Origin of the sequence: Nibricoccus aquaticus, assembly GCF_002310495.1 — a bacterium.
Lineage (GTDB): Bacteria > Verrucomicrobiota > Verrucomicrobiia > Opitutales > Opitutaceae > Nibricoccus > Nibricoccus aquaticus.
Map to the genome: position 1 here is coordinate 1385805 of NZ_CP023344.1, position 17468 is coordinate 1403272.

At 63.4% G+C, this 17468-nt stretch carries 15 protein-coding genes; 4 read left to right on the plus strand and 11 right to left on the minus strand.

From position 1 onward, the window contains the following. Positions 1-64: 64 nt before the first annotated feature. The 4 genes from CMV30_RS05840 to CMV30_RS19315 all read right to left on the minus strand — a co-directional run bounded on the left by CMV30_RS05840 (position 65) and on the right by CMV30_RS19315 (position 5753). Entirely contained in the window at positions 65-2488 is a 2424-nt protein-coding gene (locus CMV30_RS05840; RefSeq protein WP_096055146.1) for an outer membrane beta-barrel family protein, read from the minus strand. A gap of 80 nt (positions 2489-2568) precedes the next feature. Beyond that, positions 2569-4722 (minus strand): serine/threonine-protein kinase, encoded by a 2154-nt coding sequence (locus CMV30_RS05845; protein ID WP_096055147.1) that lies wholly within the window; start codon positions 4720-4722, stop codon positions 2569-2571. Positions 4723-4750: 28 nt separating this feature from the next. Beyond that, on the minus strand, positions 4751-5329 hold the full coding sequence (locus tag CMV30_RS05850) for a sigma-70 family RNA polymerase sigma factor (protein WP_096055148.1): 579 nt from the start codon (positions 5327-5329) through the stop codon (positions 4751-4753). 244 nt (positions 5330-5573) lie between these two features. Continuing rightward, positions 5574-5753: a hypothetical protein gene (locus tag CMV30_RS19315; RefSeq protein WP_138223157.1), complete on the minus strand. Its 180-nt coding sequence runs from the start codon at positions 5751-5753 to the stop codon at positions 5574-5576. Positions 5754-5937: 184 nt separating this feature from the next. On the opposite strand from CMV30_RS19315, the gene CMV30_RS05855 reads away from it, so the two are divergent. Then, positions 5938-6834: a rhomboid family intramembrane serine protease gene (locus CMV30_RS05855; protein WP_096055149.1), complete on the plus strand. Its 897-nt coding sequence runs from the start codon at positions 5938-5940 to the stop codon at positions 6832-6834. Between the two features lie 96 nt (positions 6835-6930). Here the strand turns inward: CMV30_RS05855 and CMV30_RS20635 are convergent, their stop codons facing one another. From CMV30_RS20635 to CMV30_RS05870, 3 genes are all read right to left on the minus strand, one after another. Beyond that, complete coding sequence (locus tag CMV30_RS20635; protein WP_096055150.1) at positions 6931-7737, minus strand: hypothetical protein; 807 nt, start codon at positions 7735-7737, stop codon at positions 6931-6933. Next, a complete protein-coding gene (locus tag CMV30_RS05865) occupies positions 7718-9049 on the minus strand; it encodes a TonB family protein (RefSeq protein WP_096055151.1) in 1332 nt (443 codons plus the stop codon). The genes CMV30_RS20635 and CMV30_RS05865 overlap by 20 nt, the downstream gene beginning before the upstream one ends. 121 nt (positions 9050-9170) lie before the next feature. Beyond that, on the minus strand, positions 9171-10127 hold the full coding sequence (locus tag CMV30_RS05870) for a YihY/virulence factor BrkB family protein (RefSeq protein ID WP_096057639.1): 957 nt from the start codon (positions 10125-10127) through the stop codon (positions 9171-9173). 176 nt (positions 10128-10303) lie between these two features. Between CMV30_RS05870 and CMV30_RS05875 the strand changes: the two genes are divergently transcribed. Both CMV30_RS05875 and CMV30_RS05880 read left to right on the plus strand, forming a co-directional pair. Further along, entirely contained in the window at positions 10304-11143 is an 840-nt protein-coding gene (locus CMV30_RS05875) for an SMP-30/gluconolactonase/LRE family protein (RefSeq protein WP_096055152.1), read from the plus strand. 45 nt (positions 11144-11188) lie between these two features. Continuing rightward, complete coding sequence (locus CMV30_RS05880) at positions 11189-12817, plus strand: PrsW family glutamic-type intramembrane protease (protein WP_096055153.1); 1629 nt, start codon at positions 11189-11191, stop codon at positions 12815-12817. A gap of 7 nt (positions 12818-12824) precedes the next feature. Here CMV30_RS05880 and CMV30_RS05885 read toward each other — a convergent pair whose 3' ends face one another. Genes CMV30_RS05885 through CMV30_RS05895 form a run of 3 tightly spaced genes read right to left on the minus strand, consistent with a single transcriptional unit; the run spans position 12825 to position 16227 of the window. After that, positions 12825-13760, minus strand: a complete 936-nt coding sequence (locus tag CMV30_RS05885) for a glycoside hydrolase family 43 protein (RefSeq protein WP_175414744.1) — start codon at positions 13758-13760, stop codon at positions 12825-12827. Positions 13761-13771: 11 nt separating this feature from the next. Continuing rightward, a complete protein-coding gene (locus tag CMV30_RS05890) occupies positions 13772-15145 on the minus strand; it encodes an MFS transporter (RefSeq protein WP_096055155.1) in 1374 nt (457 codons plus the stop codon). 26 nt (positions 15146-15171) lie between these two features. After that, a complete protein-coding gene (locus CMV30_RS05895) occupies positions 15172-16227 on the minus strand; it encodes a glycoside hydrolase family 43 protein (RefSeq protein ID WP_096055156.1) in 1056 nt (351 codons plus the stop codon). Between the two features lie 101 nt (positions 16228-16328). On the opposite strand from CMV30_RS05895, the gene CMV30_RS20040 reads away from it, so the two are divergent. Then, the gene (locus tag CMV30_RS20040) at positions 16329-16484 is read left to right on the plus strand and encodes a hypothetical protein (RefSeq protein WP_217494469.1); all 156 of its coding nucleotides are present in this window, start codon (positions 16329-16331) and stop codon (positions 16482-16484) included. Here the strand turns inward: CMV30_RS20040 and CMV30_RS05900 are convergent. After that, the gene (locus CMV30_RS05900) at positions 16444-17403 is read right to left on the minus strand and encodes a glycoside hydrolase family 43 protein (protein WP_096055157.1); all 960 of its coding nucleotides are present in this window, start codon (positions 17401-17403) and stop codon (positions 16444-16446) included. The two genes, CMV30_RS20040 and CMV30_RS05900, sit on opposite strands and share 41 nt — an antisense overlap. Between the last annotated feature and the right edge of the window lie 65 nt (positions 17404-17468).

A 17468-nucleotide genomic window follows, 5' to 3' on the forward strand; every position in this document is an offset into this window, starting at 1 on the left:
CGTTCGGCCTTCCGATTTCGGCCTTCCGCCCACTGGTCATTCCGACGGTCGCCTCGACCGTCGGCTACTCCCCTCCCATCCCCTCATCGAACTGCATCTCCTCGCCCCGCCGCTTCGCGTCGCCGCCAAACTGATGCACCACGCCGAAGTACACCACACTCGCCCCGCGCCGCATCGTCGTGTCGCTTGAGAGCGACGCCGTATCGAGCACCGTGCGTCCCTTGAACGTCCCGAACACATCCGACACCGTCAGCACAAACGCCGTCCGGTTCGTCGCCGCGTAACGCGCCCCCAGATTCGAAATCGCCATCGGCCGCCGCTCGCCCTGCGGCGTCAACCGCGCCGCGCGATAACCCGACGTCAGCTGCAACGACAGCTTCTTGTTCACTTCCCACGCCGTGTTCAGTTTCGCATCCCACGCGATCTCCGCCCGCGTCCCGGCAAAACCCAGATTCGCCGCATCGATCTCCTCCCGATAAATATTCCCTCCGAAATTCAGCGATAATCCCGGTAGCGGCTTCGCCGTCGCACCCAACTCCACCCCTGTAAACCGGCTCGTCGCCAGATTATCGCTCGTCGTCAGCAGCACACCGTTCCCCAGATCGCGCGTCACTTCCGTGATCCCGTCGTAACGATACCGCTGATAAACCGACGCCAGATACGTCGCCCCATCGCCCCGATACTGCCACCCCGCCTCGATCGAGTGAATATCCTCCGGCTCCAGATCCGGATTACCTGCGCGCAGATTCTGCGGATCGCTGTACTGCGGATACGGATTCAAATCCCGCTGATCCGGCCGCCGCACGCGATGACTGTAGCTCAGCTTCAACTGCTGTGCCGCAGTCAGATCGTAGCTCGCATGAACGCTCGGATAAACCCGCGCATAATCCTTCTCCCGCACGATCCCCGCCGTCCGCTGGTCCGCATCCGTCAACGCCTGCTCGAACCGCAGCCCGCCCTGCAACCCCACCGGCCCCACCGCCGCCGCATACGTCGCGTAAGCCGCATGCACCTGCGATTCGTACACGAACCGGTTCGTCGTCTGCACATCCACGACCCACTGCTGCGTCGCATTGTCCAAAAAACTCCCGCGAAAATCCACGTCGCTAGCCTCCGCCAGCAACGCGTACCCGGTTTCCAACTTCGTCCCGTTCGCGAACGGATGCACATAGTCCGCTTTCAACTCCGTCTCCCGGCTCGTCTCCTTCACCACCGTCCGCTCGTGCTCCTCCGCCCCGCCCGGCGTCCGGAACCGGTTCGCATAAAAATCGCCGCCTTCCTCCGTCTCGCTCTCGTGCCCCAGCTCCACCACTAGCTTCCGCCCACCGCCGTCAAAGCCGTGGCTCAGCGCCAGCTCCGCCTCGTACTCCGTCTCCTCCTCGTCGCCCGTGCGCAGCCGGTCGTAATCCTCTGTCACTGCGCCCGCCCCGTCGCGATTCACCGTCGTCTGCGTCGAAGCCCACGCACGATCCCGCGTCCCGTAATTCACCGCCGCCGTCAGCTCCGTCTCCTTCCCAAACCGATACGCCCCGCCCGTCTCCAGCGTCGTCGAATCGAAACTCCGCTCCTCGTCCGTCCGCGACACCGAACTCCCCGTCGTCTGCCCGTTCGCATCGCGTTGCGTCCGCGACCGCTCCACCTCGAACGGCCGCTCCTCATGCCGCTGCGAGACCGACGCAAACACATCGAACGGTCCCGGATTGTACGTCGCGTACAAACTTCCGTTGTACCGACCTTCGTTCCCCACATTCGCCCGCGCCGTCGCCGACCAGCCCGGCTTCCCGCCGTCCTTTAAGATGATATTGATGATCCCGCCCGTCCCGTCCGGCCGGTATTTGGACGACGGATTCGTGATTACATCCACGCGCTCGATCCGGTCGGCCGACAACTGCTCCAACGCCTCTGCCTGATTGCTGTTCATCTGCGCCGAGCTGCGTCCGTTGATGAGAATCGTCACATTCTGGTCCCCGCGCAGACTCACCTCGCCTTCGACATCCACCTGGATCGACGGGATGTTCTGCAACAGATCGCCCGCCGTGCCCGTCGTGCTCGCGACGTCCTTGCCCACATCGTACGTCTTCCGGTCGATGGAATTATAAAACGCCTCCCGCTCCGCCGACACCTGCAACTTCTGCAGCATGATCGTCTCATCCTCCGCCAACATCAGCCGCCCCGCATCCGCCACCGGCTTCTCCGCCGTCAACTCCACCGCCGCCGTGTCGCCCGCGTAACCATAAGCGAGCACGTACGCTCCGGGTTTCAACTCTCCCGCCGCAAACTCCCCGCGCGCATCCGTCGACACCGTCTTCACCAGAGCCCCCGTCGCCCGCTCCTGCACCGTCACCACCGTGCCCGCCACCGGCTCACCCGCCGCATTAAAAATCCTCCCGCCGATCCTGCCCGCCGCGCCCGTCTGCGCCTCCACAGTCAGGCCGGCAACGGCAAATAGCAGGGAAGACAGGAGCGTGATTCTGGTCCGCAATAACATGCCCAGTACGACGCACCTCCTCTGCAAAAGTGGCGCGGTCCCAACACAAAATCCTTCCCACCCCCTCCGTCACCCGTTCGTCACTTCGCCCCCACCACACCTTCCGCTTCCCTCAACAAGATCCGGGCAAACGCATAATCGAACCAAAACCCCTGCACCGGCGTCCCCCGCCCGCGATCCATCCCGCTCTTCAACCGGTTCTCCAACAACTCCCGCGCCGTCAGCAAATCGCCCCGCGCCTCTTCCCGCTGCCCCAGCCGCTCCCGCGCCATCGCCAGGATCGCCCCCGCCGCCAGCGCCCGCGACGCATTCTGATCCGGTGCCGCCATGCTACGCCGCGCCCACTCCACCGCCGCCGCGTCGTTGCCTTTTCGATACTCCAGCAAAGCCAGCGCCATCGCCCGCCACGCCGCTTGAAAAACATCCCCCGCTTTCACCGACTCCTCGTACGCACGCGTCGTGTCCTCCGCCATCGGCCTCAGCGCCGCGAGCGCCGCGCCATCCACCGGCCCCAGCAGGCTGATCTTCACAATCCGGTCCGAAAATGGCGACGCCACCCGCGCGAACCGCGCCACCGCCTCGTCACGAAAACGCCGATACCCGTCCTGGTCCCCCGCTTCTAGTAACGCCGGCCCGCACCGCAGATAATCCAGCGTGATCACGTCCACGCCCTCCAGCGCGTCCACCTCCAGAAGCTGCGAAAACCGCCCCGCCGCCTCGCTCCACCGGTTCTCCAGCGCATGCCACTCGCCCACCGCGCGGATCACCGCCGCGCCCTCCAGCGAGGGCTGCTTCAAAGAAATCTCCTTCAACATCGCATCCGCCTCCGCAAACCGCTCCTGGCTCACCAGCAACGCCGCCTGCGTGATGCGTTCCCGCGTCTCCGCCTCCAGCCTCAACCGCGCCTGCTGCTGCTCCGCCTTGAGCGCGCGTTGATGCGCCGCCCGTTCCTTCAAAAACAACCACGTCGAAGCACTCATCCCAAACACCAGCGCCAGCGCCACCGCGCCACCCGCGATGAACACCACGCGATTCCGCCTCACCAGTTTTTGCAACCGGTACGCCCAGCTCGGCGGACTCGCCACCACCGGTTCGTTGTGCAGATGCCGCTGCACATCCAGCGCCAGCCCGTTCGCCGTTTCGTACCGCCGCGCCCGGTCCTTCTCCAGCGCCCGCATCGAGATCCAGTCCAGATCCCCGCGCACCGACGACAACAGCCGCGCCGGATCGGTCAGCCGTGTATTCGCAACACGGATCAATTCCGGCAGCGCCAGCGCGTTCAACCGCGCCGACGGCCGCGCCGGCTCGCGCTCGCGCAGCGTCTTCCGCATTTCATCCAGCCCCGACGCCGCCAGCTCCTGCGGATCGAACGGTGTGCGCCCCGTCAGCAACTCGTACAGCAACACGCCCAGACTATAAATATCCGTCCGCGTATCGATATCCACGCCGCCCATCTGCGCCTGCTCCGGGCTCATGTACGCCGGCGTCCCGATCAGCTGCGCGTACGTCGTGAACAACTTGTCCGTCAGCCGCGCTTCCGTCGCCTTCGAGATCCCGAAATCGATCACCTTCGGCACCGCCTCGCCGTCATGCTCTTCGACGAGCACGTTCGATGGTTTGATGTCTCCGTGGATGATTCCCTTCTGATGCGCGTGCTGGATCGCGTGACAGATCTGGATGAACAAATCCAACCGCTCGCTCACCCCCAGCCGGTTCCGGTCGCAGTAGTCCGTGATCTTCACCCCGCGCACCAGCTCCATCACGAAATACGGCGGCCCCCGGTCCGTCGCGCCCGCATCGAACACCCGCGCGATATTGGGATGATCCATCATCGCCAGCGCCTGCCGCTCCGCTTCGAACCTCGCGATCACGCTCTTCGTCTCCATCCCGAGCTTGATGATCTTCAACGCCACGCTCCGCCGCACCGGCTCCTCCTGCTCGGCCAGATAAACGACACCGCAACCGCCCTCGCCGATTTTCTGCACCAGCTTGTACCGCCCGATCTTCGCCCCGATCGCCTCCTCGCCCGGCAGCTTCGAGCGGATCAACGCCCCGCCCTCTTCAAAAAACGCCTCCCCTTCCTCGCCCGCCGCCAGCAGCCCGTCCAGCCGCGCGCGTAACTCCGGCTCGTTCACGCACGCTCTATCTAAAAACGCCTTCCGCTCCGCCGCCGTCCGCCGCTCGCGCGCCGCCTCGAACAAATCTTCCTCACGCTGGGCGGCGGCATTCTTCATGCGAACATCTCGGTCTCTTTCGCGCGCCTCACTTCTGCGCGCGGATCGTCTGGAAAAGCCACGCCTTCGCGTACGCCCAGTGCCGCTCCACCGTCCGCTCCGTCACACCCAGCGTCTCTGCCACTTCCTGATTCGTCAGCCCGCCGAAAAATTTCAACACCACCACCCGCGACTTCTCCGGATCTTGCGCCTGCAGCTGCTGCACCGCGTCGTCGATGAGCAACACCTTTTCCTCCGGCGTCGTCTCCGCGATCTCCAGCTCATCCACATCGAGCAACCGCTGGTTGCCCCCGCGTTTCAGCCGCGACTTCTTCCGCGCATTCTCGATCAGGATACGCCGCATCGCCTCCGCCGCCGCGCCAAAAAAATGCGCCCGGTTCTCCCACCGGCTCTCCCCGCCATCGAAAATCCGCAGCCACGCCTCATGCACCAGCGCCGTCGGCTGCAACGTCTGCCCCGCCTGCTCGTGCGCCATCCGCACACTCGCGTGCCGCCTGAGCTCGTTATAAACCAGCGGCAGCAACTCCTCCGACGCGCACTCTCCGCGGCCCACGGCATGAAGAATCTGGGTGATCTCGGAAAACGAGGCGGCAGCAACGGGGTTCATAGCGGGGGGCGTGGGGTGACGACGCGAGGCGGGGATCTCTACAGGAACCTGTCGCGGGGTAATCGGCGACGGCCCGAGCCTGCTCCGCGACGAACCCCAGTCAAGCAACCGGAGCCTTTCCGTACGCTCCCTTCGCTTGACGCTAACGTAATCCCGCAACGCTCCGCGGCCGCGTGCCTACAACTCCATTCGCCTTCTCCGCGCTCTCCGCGTCTCCGCGGTAAACCATCCTCCCCACCCCCGCTCAACGCGGCAACCGCGTCGGCTTCGCCTTCCCATAACCCAGCGAATCCACCGCCGCCTTCGCCTGCTCGCGCGTCAGCTCCGGATTCATCCGCTCGATGAGTTTGATCGCGAAAATGAACTTTCCGCTCCGGGCGAGATCGGCCGCTGAATCCATTCCTTTTAATTTCGCGTAGTCCATGCCGTTAACGTGAGCAGGAAATCCGCTAACGTCACGGTCGAAGATTGCTCGCCTCCCATCCGAACAAATCCCGCCCGCCGCTTACCCATCAGCCGCGCCTCCCGCCGGCTGGTTTCCCGATTAAATCCCGCTCTGCCCGCTTGCGCGCACCCCCGCCCTCCACAGTTTCCCACCAGCCCACGCCATGAACGGATACGAAATCTACGACGAACAACAGCCAGTAGCCTGGTTCCGCGGTCAGCCCATCTACGCCGCCTACCTGATCGTCATCGTCTTCGTCATATCGATGATCGCCACCGCAGCGTTTCTGTTTGCCAACGCCCACGGCACGCTGGGATTGCTCGTCTTCGACAGCACGCACGTCCTCCAGGGACAAATCTGGCGATTGGTTACCTATGGATTGGTCAACGATCCAAGATCCTGGCTGAGCTTTCTTGTCTCGATGCTCGTCATTGCGACGCTAGGCCGTGAGCTGGAAAAATTCCTCGGCTGCAAAAAATTCCTCTGGTTCTTCGGCGCAGCCTATCTCCTCAAGCCAGTGCTATTCACACTTGGCGGATTCTGGATTCCTTCTGGCTTCAACGGTCAACCTGGCGGCTTCGCCGTCCTGATCGCGTTCGCAACGCTATATCCGAACGCCATGTTCATGTTCAATCTCCTCGCCAAGTGGGTCGCGGTCATTGCCATCGGGATCAGTGCTCTCATCGCCCTCAGTAACCGCGACACCGTCAGCCTCATCTCCCTGCTCGCCACTTCCGGCTACGCCTTCGCCTTCGTCCGCTATCAACAAGGTCACTTCACACTCCCCAGCCTGCGCTTCCCCAAACGCCAGCCCAAGTTTCAAGTCCTCCCCGGCGGTCGCGACACTCCACCCTCCCGCACCTCCTCATCCTCGTCATCCTCTTCGGGAAAAACCTCCGCCCCTTCCGCGCCACGCTCCGCTCGCGACACCACGACCGCCGAGATGGATGCCCTCCTCGACAAGATCGCCCGCTCCGGCATGGCCAGCCTCACCCCCGACGAACGCGCCCGCCTAGCCGCCGCCGCCAAAGTCCACACCCAACGCAAACTCGGCCGCTGACCCGCGCGTCCCCTGTAGGGCCGGACTTCACGTCCGCTTCGCCGCGCGCCCTTGGAGGGATGACCTCCGTGTCGTCCACTTAACCTCCTATCTGCGCTACCGCCCCGTCCCCTTCAACTGCGCCGCATACCGCTCCACCGCCGCTTCCGGCACCACCAACCGCCACCCCGCCCCCGTCTTCCGCAGATCAAGATGCACCTGTCGCACCGATCCCGCCGCATTGCGCAACTGCACCACAGCCCGCCGCATGTCTCCCGCCTCTTCCTTCACCGGAAAAATCCGCGTCCCCTCCAGCGGCACATCCTTCGCCGCCATGAAAGCCACCAGTTCCTCCGCGCTCGCATAACGCGTCCGCGTCTCCACCGGCAAACCCGCCAGCAACTCCGCCGCCTTCCGCTGCGCCGCATCATCCAGGACGATGCTCCCCATCAGCACATCCGTGTCCCCGCCCGCCGCCGCCCACAACGCCGTCTCCACCGCAGCCACCGGCGTCGCGTATCCGACATTCCGCCACGTCTCGGACGGCACGATTTCCTTCTCGATGTCTAGCGGCACCGCCGGATCCGCCTTCGGTTTTTTCGCCACCTTCGGCCTGCTTTCATCCACCGATTTTTTCAACTCCGCCACTTCGGCGCGCAACCGGGGCAGCGCCTCGCGATCCGCGCGCAGTCGCTCCGACTCGGCTTCGTTCGCCGCCGCCAAGAGCTTCTCCCGCTCGCTCGGAAGCGACAGCCCCTTCTCATAAATTAGTCCTCCCTTTTGCGCCGCGACATCATCGCGCAACCGCGCTGTCTCCCGCCACCGAACCACCGTGCCCGCAGTCACCGCCACCGCCGCGACAACGAGGACACCCCAAACCAGCCACCGCACGACGCAGCCCAGATCAAAACCAGTTGTTCGCATCGCCGTCCTCCCTGTTGAGCGTGTAGACGATCGGCACCGTCATCTGCACATTAACCGGCACGCTGGCCTTCTTGCCCGGCTCGAAAACCCAGCTTTGCACCGCCGCCACGGCCGAATCAGCGAACAACTCATGCGAAGCCTTCACCGCTTCCGCACTTTTAACCTTTCCATCGTCACCGACCAAAAATCTCACGGTGACGACGCCCTCCAACCCAGAATTCCGCATCTCACTCGGAAATTTAGGCGCAGTTCGGCTGACCGCTTTCGGCACCACATCCAGCTCCGCCAGTTTGAACACTCGTTTGCCCTCCGCAGCATCGGGCAACGGCGCCTGCAACCGCGCCCGCGCTGCCACATTCGCCGCCAGCTCTCGCTTCAACACGTCAGCCTCCGTCTCCAGCCGCGCAAACTCCACATCATCCTTGCGCAGCTCCCGCACCGCCGCAGCCACACGCACGCGCTCGCGTTTGTCCTCCTGCAGTTTCTTCAACTCCAGCTGACGCACCGCCAGCTCCTCCCGCTCCCGGCGCAACGCCGCCTCCGCATTTTTCTGCACGAACAATCCCGCCGTTCCTCCCGCGAGAATCACGCCCGCCAGCCCGATCTGTAATTTTGTCATCCCCATAAAAGTAACCCAGCTCACCGCTCCCGCACTCGCCGCAGCACCCCCGGTCAGCACCGCCCCCGTCACGCTCACCGCCAGCCCCGCCGGAGCTGCGGCAAACGCCTGCCCGCTCAGCGCCACCGCCAGTGCCGCCGACGTCGAAGTCACCCCGCGTCGCACCAGCAGCCCGCGCAGTTTCTCCACCGCCCGCTCCACCCGCATCCGCGCCGCATCCTCACTCACTGCCAGCGTCCGCCCGATCTCGCCAAACGCGCGTCCTTCGAAAAACCGCAGCAACACCGCCTCGCGTTCGCGTTCCCCCAGCGCGTGCAACGCATCGTCGATCACCGGCCACAACCGCTCCCATTCCGCCTCTCCGCCCTCCGTCGGCGCCTGTTCGTTCAGTTGCATGACCGCGTCCTCCCGCTTCCGCCGCCGCTGCTCGCTCCGCACGACCTGAACCGCCGCATAACGCGCGCTCGTGTAGAGCCATCCCGCGAGCACAGGCCGCCCCCGAAGCGATCCCGCTTTCCGTGCCAGATCGGCGAATACACTTTGCGCCACATCCTGCGCCAGATGCGCGTCGCCGCCGACCTGCCGCAGCGCCGCGTTGTACACCAGCCCGAGATGCCTCCGCACGAGTTCGGCAAAAGCCTCCCCCGATCCGTTCTCAGCGTACTCACGAAGCAGTTCGGCATCATCACGCATGGTGGTTTCTGACCACTAGCAGCCACCATTTTCAAAACCGAACAAAGAATCTTTCAGCCAGTCTCCTCCCACTGCCCCGCATTCTTCACCGATCTCACAACAGCTCCGCCTGAACTGCCCGTCATCCGCGTTCCCCGCGCTTCTTCGTCACGATCCCGCCGGTAACAGGCCCGTTCTTTTTTACCTCTTCCACGATCTGCCGCGTCACCCGCACCGCCTTGCTCTTCGGCTGCACGTTGAGCCCGCTATTCTCGCGCGCCGCTCGCGTCACCTCCGCGCCGAAGAACAGAATAGCGCACGAATAATAAATCCAGATCAGCAGCGCCACCAGCGAGCCTGCGGCTCCATACGTCGACGCCACTGTCGAGTGCGAAAGATAAAACGAAATACCCAGCCGCCCGACGCTGAAGAGCAGCGCCGTCACAAACGCCCCCTGCCACACATCGCGCCACCGCAGATGCACGTCAGGAAGAAACTTAAACACCAGTGCGAATAACACCGTGATCACGCCCAACGCCACCACGAGATCCACCCCTTGCAGCACGATCGGCGACACCGCCATGTAAGAGTCCGCAAATTTCACCAGCGACGAAATCGCCGTCGTCAACACGAGCGACACCAGCAGCAGAAAGCCCACGGTCAGCACCATCGCGAACGAGATCAGCCGCCGCACCAGCAGCACCACGAATCCGTTCCGATTCGGCTTCGTCATCACGCCCCAAATCTCGTTGAGCGATTCCTGCAACTGCCCGAACACCGTCGTCGCGCCGATCAGCAGCACCACGAATCCCGCCGCCATCGAAAACCAGCTCGTGTTCTCCGGCCTGCTCGCCGCCACCGCATCCTCGATTACTTTCGATCCCTCCTTGCCGACCAGCTGGCTGATCTGATCTGACAACTGTCCCGACGCCGCCTCCTGCCCAAAGAAAAATCCCGCCACCCACACCGCAATGATCGTGATCGGTGCGAGCGAGAACAACGTGTAGAAACTCACCGCCGCCGAGTGCTTGAACACATCGTCGTCGAACCAGCTCTTACCGGCGCGAAACAAAATTCTGTCCCAGCGTTGCATAGGCATGATGCTGCGACTCGTCCGGCTCCACGCCCCGGAGTTCCCGGCCATCCCCGACTTTCGGGAAAACTCCGGGTAACGCATTCCGTTTTTCCCTCGCTGGAAAATGCCGCCCCGCCCGGTACTCCCTCGCTCTTGCTCCGCACCGCCTCACACGACTTCATCCCCTCCACCCAACGCCCATGAAAAACCCTCTCATCGCCGCTCTCGCACTCGCCACCGCCACTGCGCTCACCGCCGCCGATCCCGCGTCCTCGCTCAAGCTCGTCAAACTCTGGGAAACCGAGCCTCTCCTCAAAACCCCCGAGTCCGTCCTCTTCGATTCCGCCAGCACCCAGCTCTACGTCTCCAACATCGACGGCAAAACCCCGTGGACCTCTGACGCCCGCGGCTCCATCGGCAAAGTCGCCCTCGATGGAAAAATCCTCTCCGCCGAATGGGTCACCGGCCTCGACAACCCCAAAGGCCTCGGCCTGCACGCGGGCAAACTCTACGTCGCCGACATGACCCACGTCGTCGTCATCGACGTCGCCAAAGCCGCCATCCTCGAAAAAATCGCCATCGCCGGAGCCGAGCGCCTCAACGACATCACCATCGACTCCGCCGGCATCGTGTACGTCTCAGACTCCAAAACCGGCAAGGTCCACACGCTCACCGACGGCAAACCCGCCACACTCCTCGAAAACCTCAAAGACGTGAACGGCCTCCTCGCCCAGGACGGCATCCTCTACGTCCTCGCCGACAGCTCCCTCTTCGAGCGCTCGAAAGACGGCCGCCTCTCCAAAATCGCCGACGGCATGGAAGGTGGCGTCGATGGCGTCGTGAAACTCACCGACGGCAGCTTCGTCGTCTCCGGCTGGCAGGGCGTCATCTACCACGTCGCCGCCAGCGGAGACAAAACCCAGCTCCTCGATTCCCGCCCCGCCATCCAGACGGCCGACATCGGCGGCGATCCCGCCACCCGCACGATCTACGTCCCCACCTTCTTCGCCAACACCGTGGCCGCCTACCGTATCGAGTAACCGGGCACACTCCGCCCGCGCCCCGATCATCTGCCGCCACCGCCCATGCCATCGCCCGCCCGCTGGAAACAGACGCTCTCCCACGCCTCCCGCAGCCGCAGCTTCCTTTGGAAACTCGCCATCGGGATCATCCTCGCGGGCGCAGCCATCGGCACCGCCCTCCATCGCGTGGCCCCGCCCGCGCCCGGCACCTTCGATCAACGCGTCCTCACCACTCTTCCGTTTCTCTCCGACACGAGCCCCGCCGCACTCGCCGCGCTATCCGAGAATCTCTTCCGCTCCTTTGAGCGTGAACTCGCCGACCCCGCCCTCGCCCCCGAGGACTTCCTCGACGCGCTCCCCCGCCTGCGCCCGCTCCTGACCGGCGAAACCGTCCGCGTCTCCGCGCTCGTCGCGAAGCGCTTCACGCCCGCGACCGGCGCGCTCGTCGCCGATTTCCTCCTCCTCGATTCGCCTCACACCACCGCGGCCTCCACCGCCCGCGAACGCCTCGAAATTTCCGCGACCCGCGAGCCACCCGTTCCCTTCGCCAACTACCTCCTCGGCCTCCACGCCCGCGAAAAAAACGACCTCCCCGCCGCCGCCCGCTACTTCATCGCCGAGGGCAGATCCCCCGAGGCCCACGCCGCCCGCGACCACGCCATCCAGTCACTCCTCGACTCGAACCAATTCACCGCGCTCGAAGCACTCGTTCGCGAACCCGCCTACGCCGGACTGCTCACGCCCTACGATCACCTCGATCTCGCGGTCGCCCGGCACGACTGGCCCGCCATCCTCCGGACACTCCCCGCCGCCCAGTTCGCCACTCACCTCGACGGCGCGCTCGCGCTCACCCTCGTCACCGGCATCGCCTGGGCCTTCTTCCTCTTTCACCTCGGCGAAAACCGTCGCGCCCTCTCCGCCACCACCGCGCTCTGCTTAACTGCGCTCGTCCTCGGCGCGCTCAGCACCTTCCCCACGATCTGCGCCGCCATCTGGCAGGAAGACATGCTCGGCCTCGGCGCTAACACCGAGTCACTGCCTTACCTCGCGTATCAAGTCGGTGGAGTCGGCCTGCGCGAGGAACTCTCCAAACTCCTCCTCCTACTTCCGCTGGTCCCCTTCCTCGTCAGCCGCGGCGACGAACGCGAAGCCCTGCTCGTCGCCAGCTTCATCGGCCTTGGTTTCGCCATCGAGGAAAACGGCGGCTACTTCCTCAACTCCCACGGCATCGACGCCCCCGGCCGCTTCCTCAGCGCCAACTTCCTCCACATCGCCCTCACCGGCCTCAACGGCCTCGCCTTCGTCCGCATCTTCACGCGCGGCACCGCCGGCCTGAATCAATTCCTCGCGATCTTCCCGCTCACCATCCTTGTCCACGGCCTCTACAACGGCCTCCCCGCCGTGGTCGAACTCCAGGAACTCGGCCCCTTCCTCGCGATGACGATCTTCGTCCTCTTCAGCGTCAGCTATTTCAACCGCACCCACGAGCTGCGCGAAAACGAACGCATGACGCTCAGCCTCACCGGCGCCTTCGTCTTCAGCATTTCCCTCGTGGCCGCCGCCGTGCTCATCGAGCAAATCTCCGCCATCGGCCTGGGCGCAGGGCTCACCGCCCTCTTCCCCGAATTCCTCGCCACCGGCATCCTCATCCTGATGTTCACCCGCGTCTTCAACGAAGGCCTCTCCGAGTAAGCACGCCTCACCCCTCCGACGGCTTCCCGAAAACCAGCATCCCGCTCGCGTCCCACTTCAGCGCCTTCACGTACGTGTGCCGGTTCGGATCCCAGAGCGGATCGCCTACAATCTCGGTGTACATGCGCGCGTGATAAACCAGCAGATCCGTCACGCCGTCTTCAGCGACCGTGAAGCTGTTGTGCCCCGGCCCGTAGATCTTCTTCCCATAGTCAGTCTGGAAAACCGGCTCTGGCGACTTCGTCCACGAACGCGGATCAAGCAGGTCCGCATCGTCCGACGCGTGCAGCAGCCCCATGCAGTAATTCTCATCCGTCGCGCTCGCCGAATAACTCACGAACACACGCCCCTTCCGGATCAGCACCGACGGTCCTTCGTTCACCCAAAAACCTTTCGTCTCCCACGCGAACTCCGGCACCGACAACCGCACCGGTTTAGTCGCGAGCGTGGTCGGCGTCGCCATCTCCGCGATGTACAGATTCGAGTTCCCCCGGATCGCCGGCTCCTTCTGCGCCCAGACATAGTAGAGCTTCCCGCGATGCGTGAACGTCGTCGCATCGAGACAAAAACTATCCAGCCCATTCTCAATCTGCCCAACAAGTTTCCACTCGCCCGCAAACGGATCGGCCGACGCGCACGTGATCGCGTACATCCGGTGCTGAAAAAGCCCGTCCTTGATCTCCCGCGTCGGTGCCGCCGCGAAATAAACGTACCACGCACCACCGTGATGATGAATCTCCGGCGCCCAGATGAGTTCGCTGTACGGCCCGCTTGCCGGTTTGCGCCACACATCGTGCGGCTTTGCCGTCGCCAGCTCCGCGATGGTACGCGCGCGGCGCAGCTCGATGCGATCGTACTCCGGCACCGATGCCGTGAAATAATACCACCCATCCGTGTGCCGGCGGATGCACGGATCGGCGCGTTGGAGAATCAGCGGTAGCATGAGAGACAAGTTCAGGAAGCAGTCACACCCGTCGGCGCCGCCTGCGTGTCAGCTGTGTTTTTCACCGCCATCATCTGGTGATAAAATTTATCCGTCACCCGGTAGCGAAACATCAGCACTCCGACCAGAATATGAAATGCCCCCGGAATCACCGTGAGCATGAGCGCGAGCCCGTTCATCGAGGTCTCAGTCTGCACCTGATTCGCCACATACCCGAAATAATGCAGAAGCCCGTTCGTCCCGGAACCTGCGATCGCCAGGCCCATGCTTTGGAAAAACGCGATGAGCCCGATCGCCAGCCCCGACACGCGCACGCCCGTCTTGTGCGCGCCGTAGTCCACCGCTTCGGGAATGATCGACCAGAAAACCGGCGCGTGCAGATCCACCGTGAAACACAGCACCGCATAAAAACATAGCGCGACGCTCACATCGCCCGGCTTCACGAAAAACAACATCGCCGCGCTGATCACGCCCGTGCCGATCTGCGTCCAACGGAAGAGCTGGATCTTGCAGACGCTCTTCGTGATCCACGTCGAGGCGACCATCGCGACGATAGCCGAGCCCACGCCGACGCCCATGAACGTAGAGATCAGTTCCTCGCCTCCGCCGAGATAGTATTTCGCGTAGTACGCGGCCGTTCCGCCGCGAATCACGTAGCCGACCATCCCCGTGATGCAGACCGCACAAAGAATCCACCACTGGTCATTACGCACGAGATGCTTCAACTGCACCGCCGTCGGCACTTTTTCTTCCTCGTGAACGACACGCTCAGTCGTCGTGAAAAAACAAAACCAGAACATCACCACGCCCGCCGCCGCCATCGCGGCCATCGCGATCTGATAACCGCGCGCCAGATTTCCTCCGCCGAGCTTCACCGCCATCAACGGCACGATGATCGCCACGCAAAAGCCCGCGACCTTCGCGAAGAACAGGCGGTAGCCATTCGCCGAAAGCCGCTCCTGCGTGTTGTCGGTCAACACGCCGATCAGCGAGATGTACGGCACCGTCACCAGGCTGAACAACACCGTGTTCGCGAGGTATGTCGCGTAAGCCCAGATCAGTTTCCCCTGATAACTCAGATCCGGCGTCGTGAACATGAGCACGGTCGAAACCGCCAGCGGGATGGAGAAGATGATGAAGTACGGCCGATAGCGCCCCCACCGCGTTGTGTAGCGGTCGTTGAACCAGCCGATCAGCGGATCGATCAACCCGTCGATCAATCGTACCACGAAAAACAACACGACCAGGTCCGCCGGCTTCAGTCCGAAGACATCGGTATAAAAATAACCGATGATCAACATCATCGCCGAGATGACGACGTTCACGGCCGCGTCGCCCGCGCCGAAACCGATCTTTTCCAACACCGAAAGTCTGTGAGTCTTCATGGGTAAGCTGAAAATCCCGGGCGAACTTACTTCGCAGATGTCGTCGCCGCAGCGGAACTCGCCGTCTCGCGTTCCGGCACACCGAAGTCCGGCGATCCGTCCGCCTTCCACCGCAGCGCCTGCACGCGCGTGTGGCGGTTCGGGTCGTGCAACGGATCGCCCGGGATGTCGCGGTAGTTGCGCGCGTGATAAACAATCAGGTCCGTCACGCCGTCCGCCGCCTTCGTGAACTGGTTATGCCCGGGGCCATAGATACCGTTCGCCTCGCTCGTGCCGAAAACCGGCACCGGCGATTTCGTCCACGCCTTCGCATCCAGTAAATCCGCGTCCGCAGAGGCGCTGAGCAGCCCAAGACAGTACTCCGCACCCGTTCCACTCGCCGAGTAACTGAGGAACACGCACTCACCGCTCACTAGAAACGCCGGCCCTTCATTCACACGAAACCTCACGACTTCCCACGGCAGCTCCGGCTTCGTCAGCATCACCGCCTTACCAGTGATCGACGTCGGGCTGTCCATTTTGGCGATGTAGATATTCGTGTTCCCTCCGATCGCCGGATCGTGCTGCGCCCAGCTCAGGTAACGCGTGCCGCGATTCACAAACGTCGTCGCATCCAGCGCGAAAGACTCCCAGCCCGTGTTGAGCTGCCCGCGTTCGATCCACTCGCCTTCGAGCGGATTGGCCGAGGCGTTTTCCAAAACATAGATGCGGATGTCCCAGATCTTCTCCGCCTCGCCCGCCGCGAAATAGATGAACCACTTCCCGTCTATGAAGTGCAGCTCCGGCGCCCAGATGTGCGCACCCATCGGCCCCTTAGCGTGCTTTCGCCAGATGGTTTTCTCCTCGGCCGCCGCCAGACCTTCGAGCGTGCGCGACCGACGCAGCGCCAGCCGGTCATACTCCGGCACCGTCGCCGTGAAATAATACCACCCATCGCCAGCGCGTACGATGTGAGGATCGGCGCGGTGGGCGATGAGAGGATTGGGGTAAGCCGGTGAAAGTGGCGTCGCCATAAGCGGGGCCGACTCAGCGAAGAGAATCCACACAAGCGCGAACAACAGACCGGGAAGACGGCACTTCATGAAGAAAGGGAGCGGACGAAAGGTTAAACATGGGATGAGCCGGTGAAGGCTTCGCGCATGACCGGAGGCGATGCGTCACTTTTCCCATGCGCTTTCCCCCCATGAAACCCGACATTCACACCGCCGCTTTTGAAACGAAATGCGGCGGGTCCGGACAGACCCGCCGCAAACTCCCGAACGAGATCATCCACCAGACAGCACCGCCCGGTGCCCGCCTCAATACGACGGCCAGCCTCCGCTCCAGTTCAGATCGCTGATGAGCAGCTTTGGCGCGCCGTTGGCGTTCGCATCGTACGCGTGCCGCGCGATCACGCCGGTGCCGTGGATCGACTGGCCGCCCGGCCCTTTCCACTGCGCGTTACCCGCATCGAGGACGGTGCCGCCGCTGCTGAGCATGTTCACGCCGTTCTTGTCGAGGTATGGCCCGGTGACCGAAGCCGAGCGCCCATAGGCGATCTTGTACGTGCTGTTCACGCCCTGGCAGCAGACACCGATCGAAACGAAGAGGTAATAATAACCGCTCCGATAAACGATGTGCGGCGCCTCGATCCCGCCCGAACGCTTCGCGATATTGGTGAGGCTGCCCGTCGGCTTCATCGTCGCTGAGTCGAGCCGCGTGAGGTAGATGCCGTTCCACCACGAGCCAAACACGAGCCACGGCTGGTTCGCTGCGTCGATCACCAGGTTCGGATCGATGGCGTTGTAGCTGTTGGAACTCGTGGAGCGGATCACGAGGCCATTATCCGTCCAGCCGCTGTTGCTGAGCGAACCGGTCTTCGACGCGAGCCCGATGCACGAGGTATTACTCCCAAACGTGGAGATGGAATAATAGAGCCACCACTTGCCGTTGTAGTAACGCACATCGGGCGCCCAGACATCGTTGCCGGAATTGCCGGGCACGTAGGTTTTCCACCACGCGAGTCCGGAGCCGAAGACCTGGCCATTATCAGCCCAGGCAAGACCGTTGCTGGAGCGTTTCACGTGGATGCCCTGGCCCGTCGCGAAAACCCAGTACGGACCCGATCCGTCGCGCGTGATCGACGGATCGTGAACACCGACCGAGCCCGTGAGCGCCCAGTGACCGGCGTGAAGCGAGGAGACGCAGAGTCCGAGAAACAGCGCCGCAGTGCAGCGCGCGAGGCCGGAGAGACTCCGGCGGGCGTGGGGTATTTTCATGTTTTTGGGGTGGGGTTGACCGGCAAAAAACTCCGGCGCCGGCAAACACGCCGGCTCCGGAAATA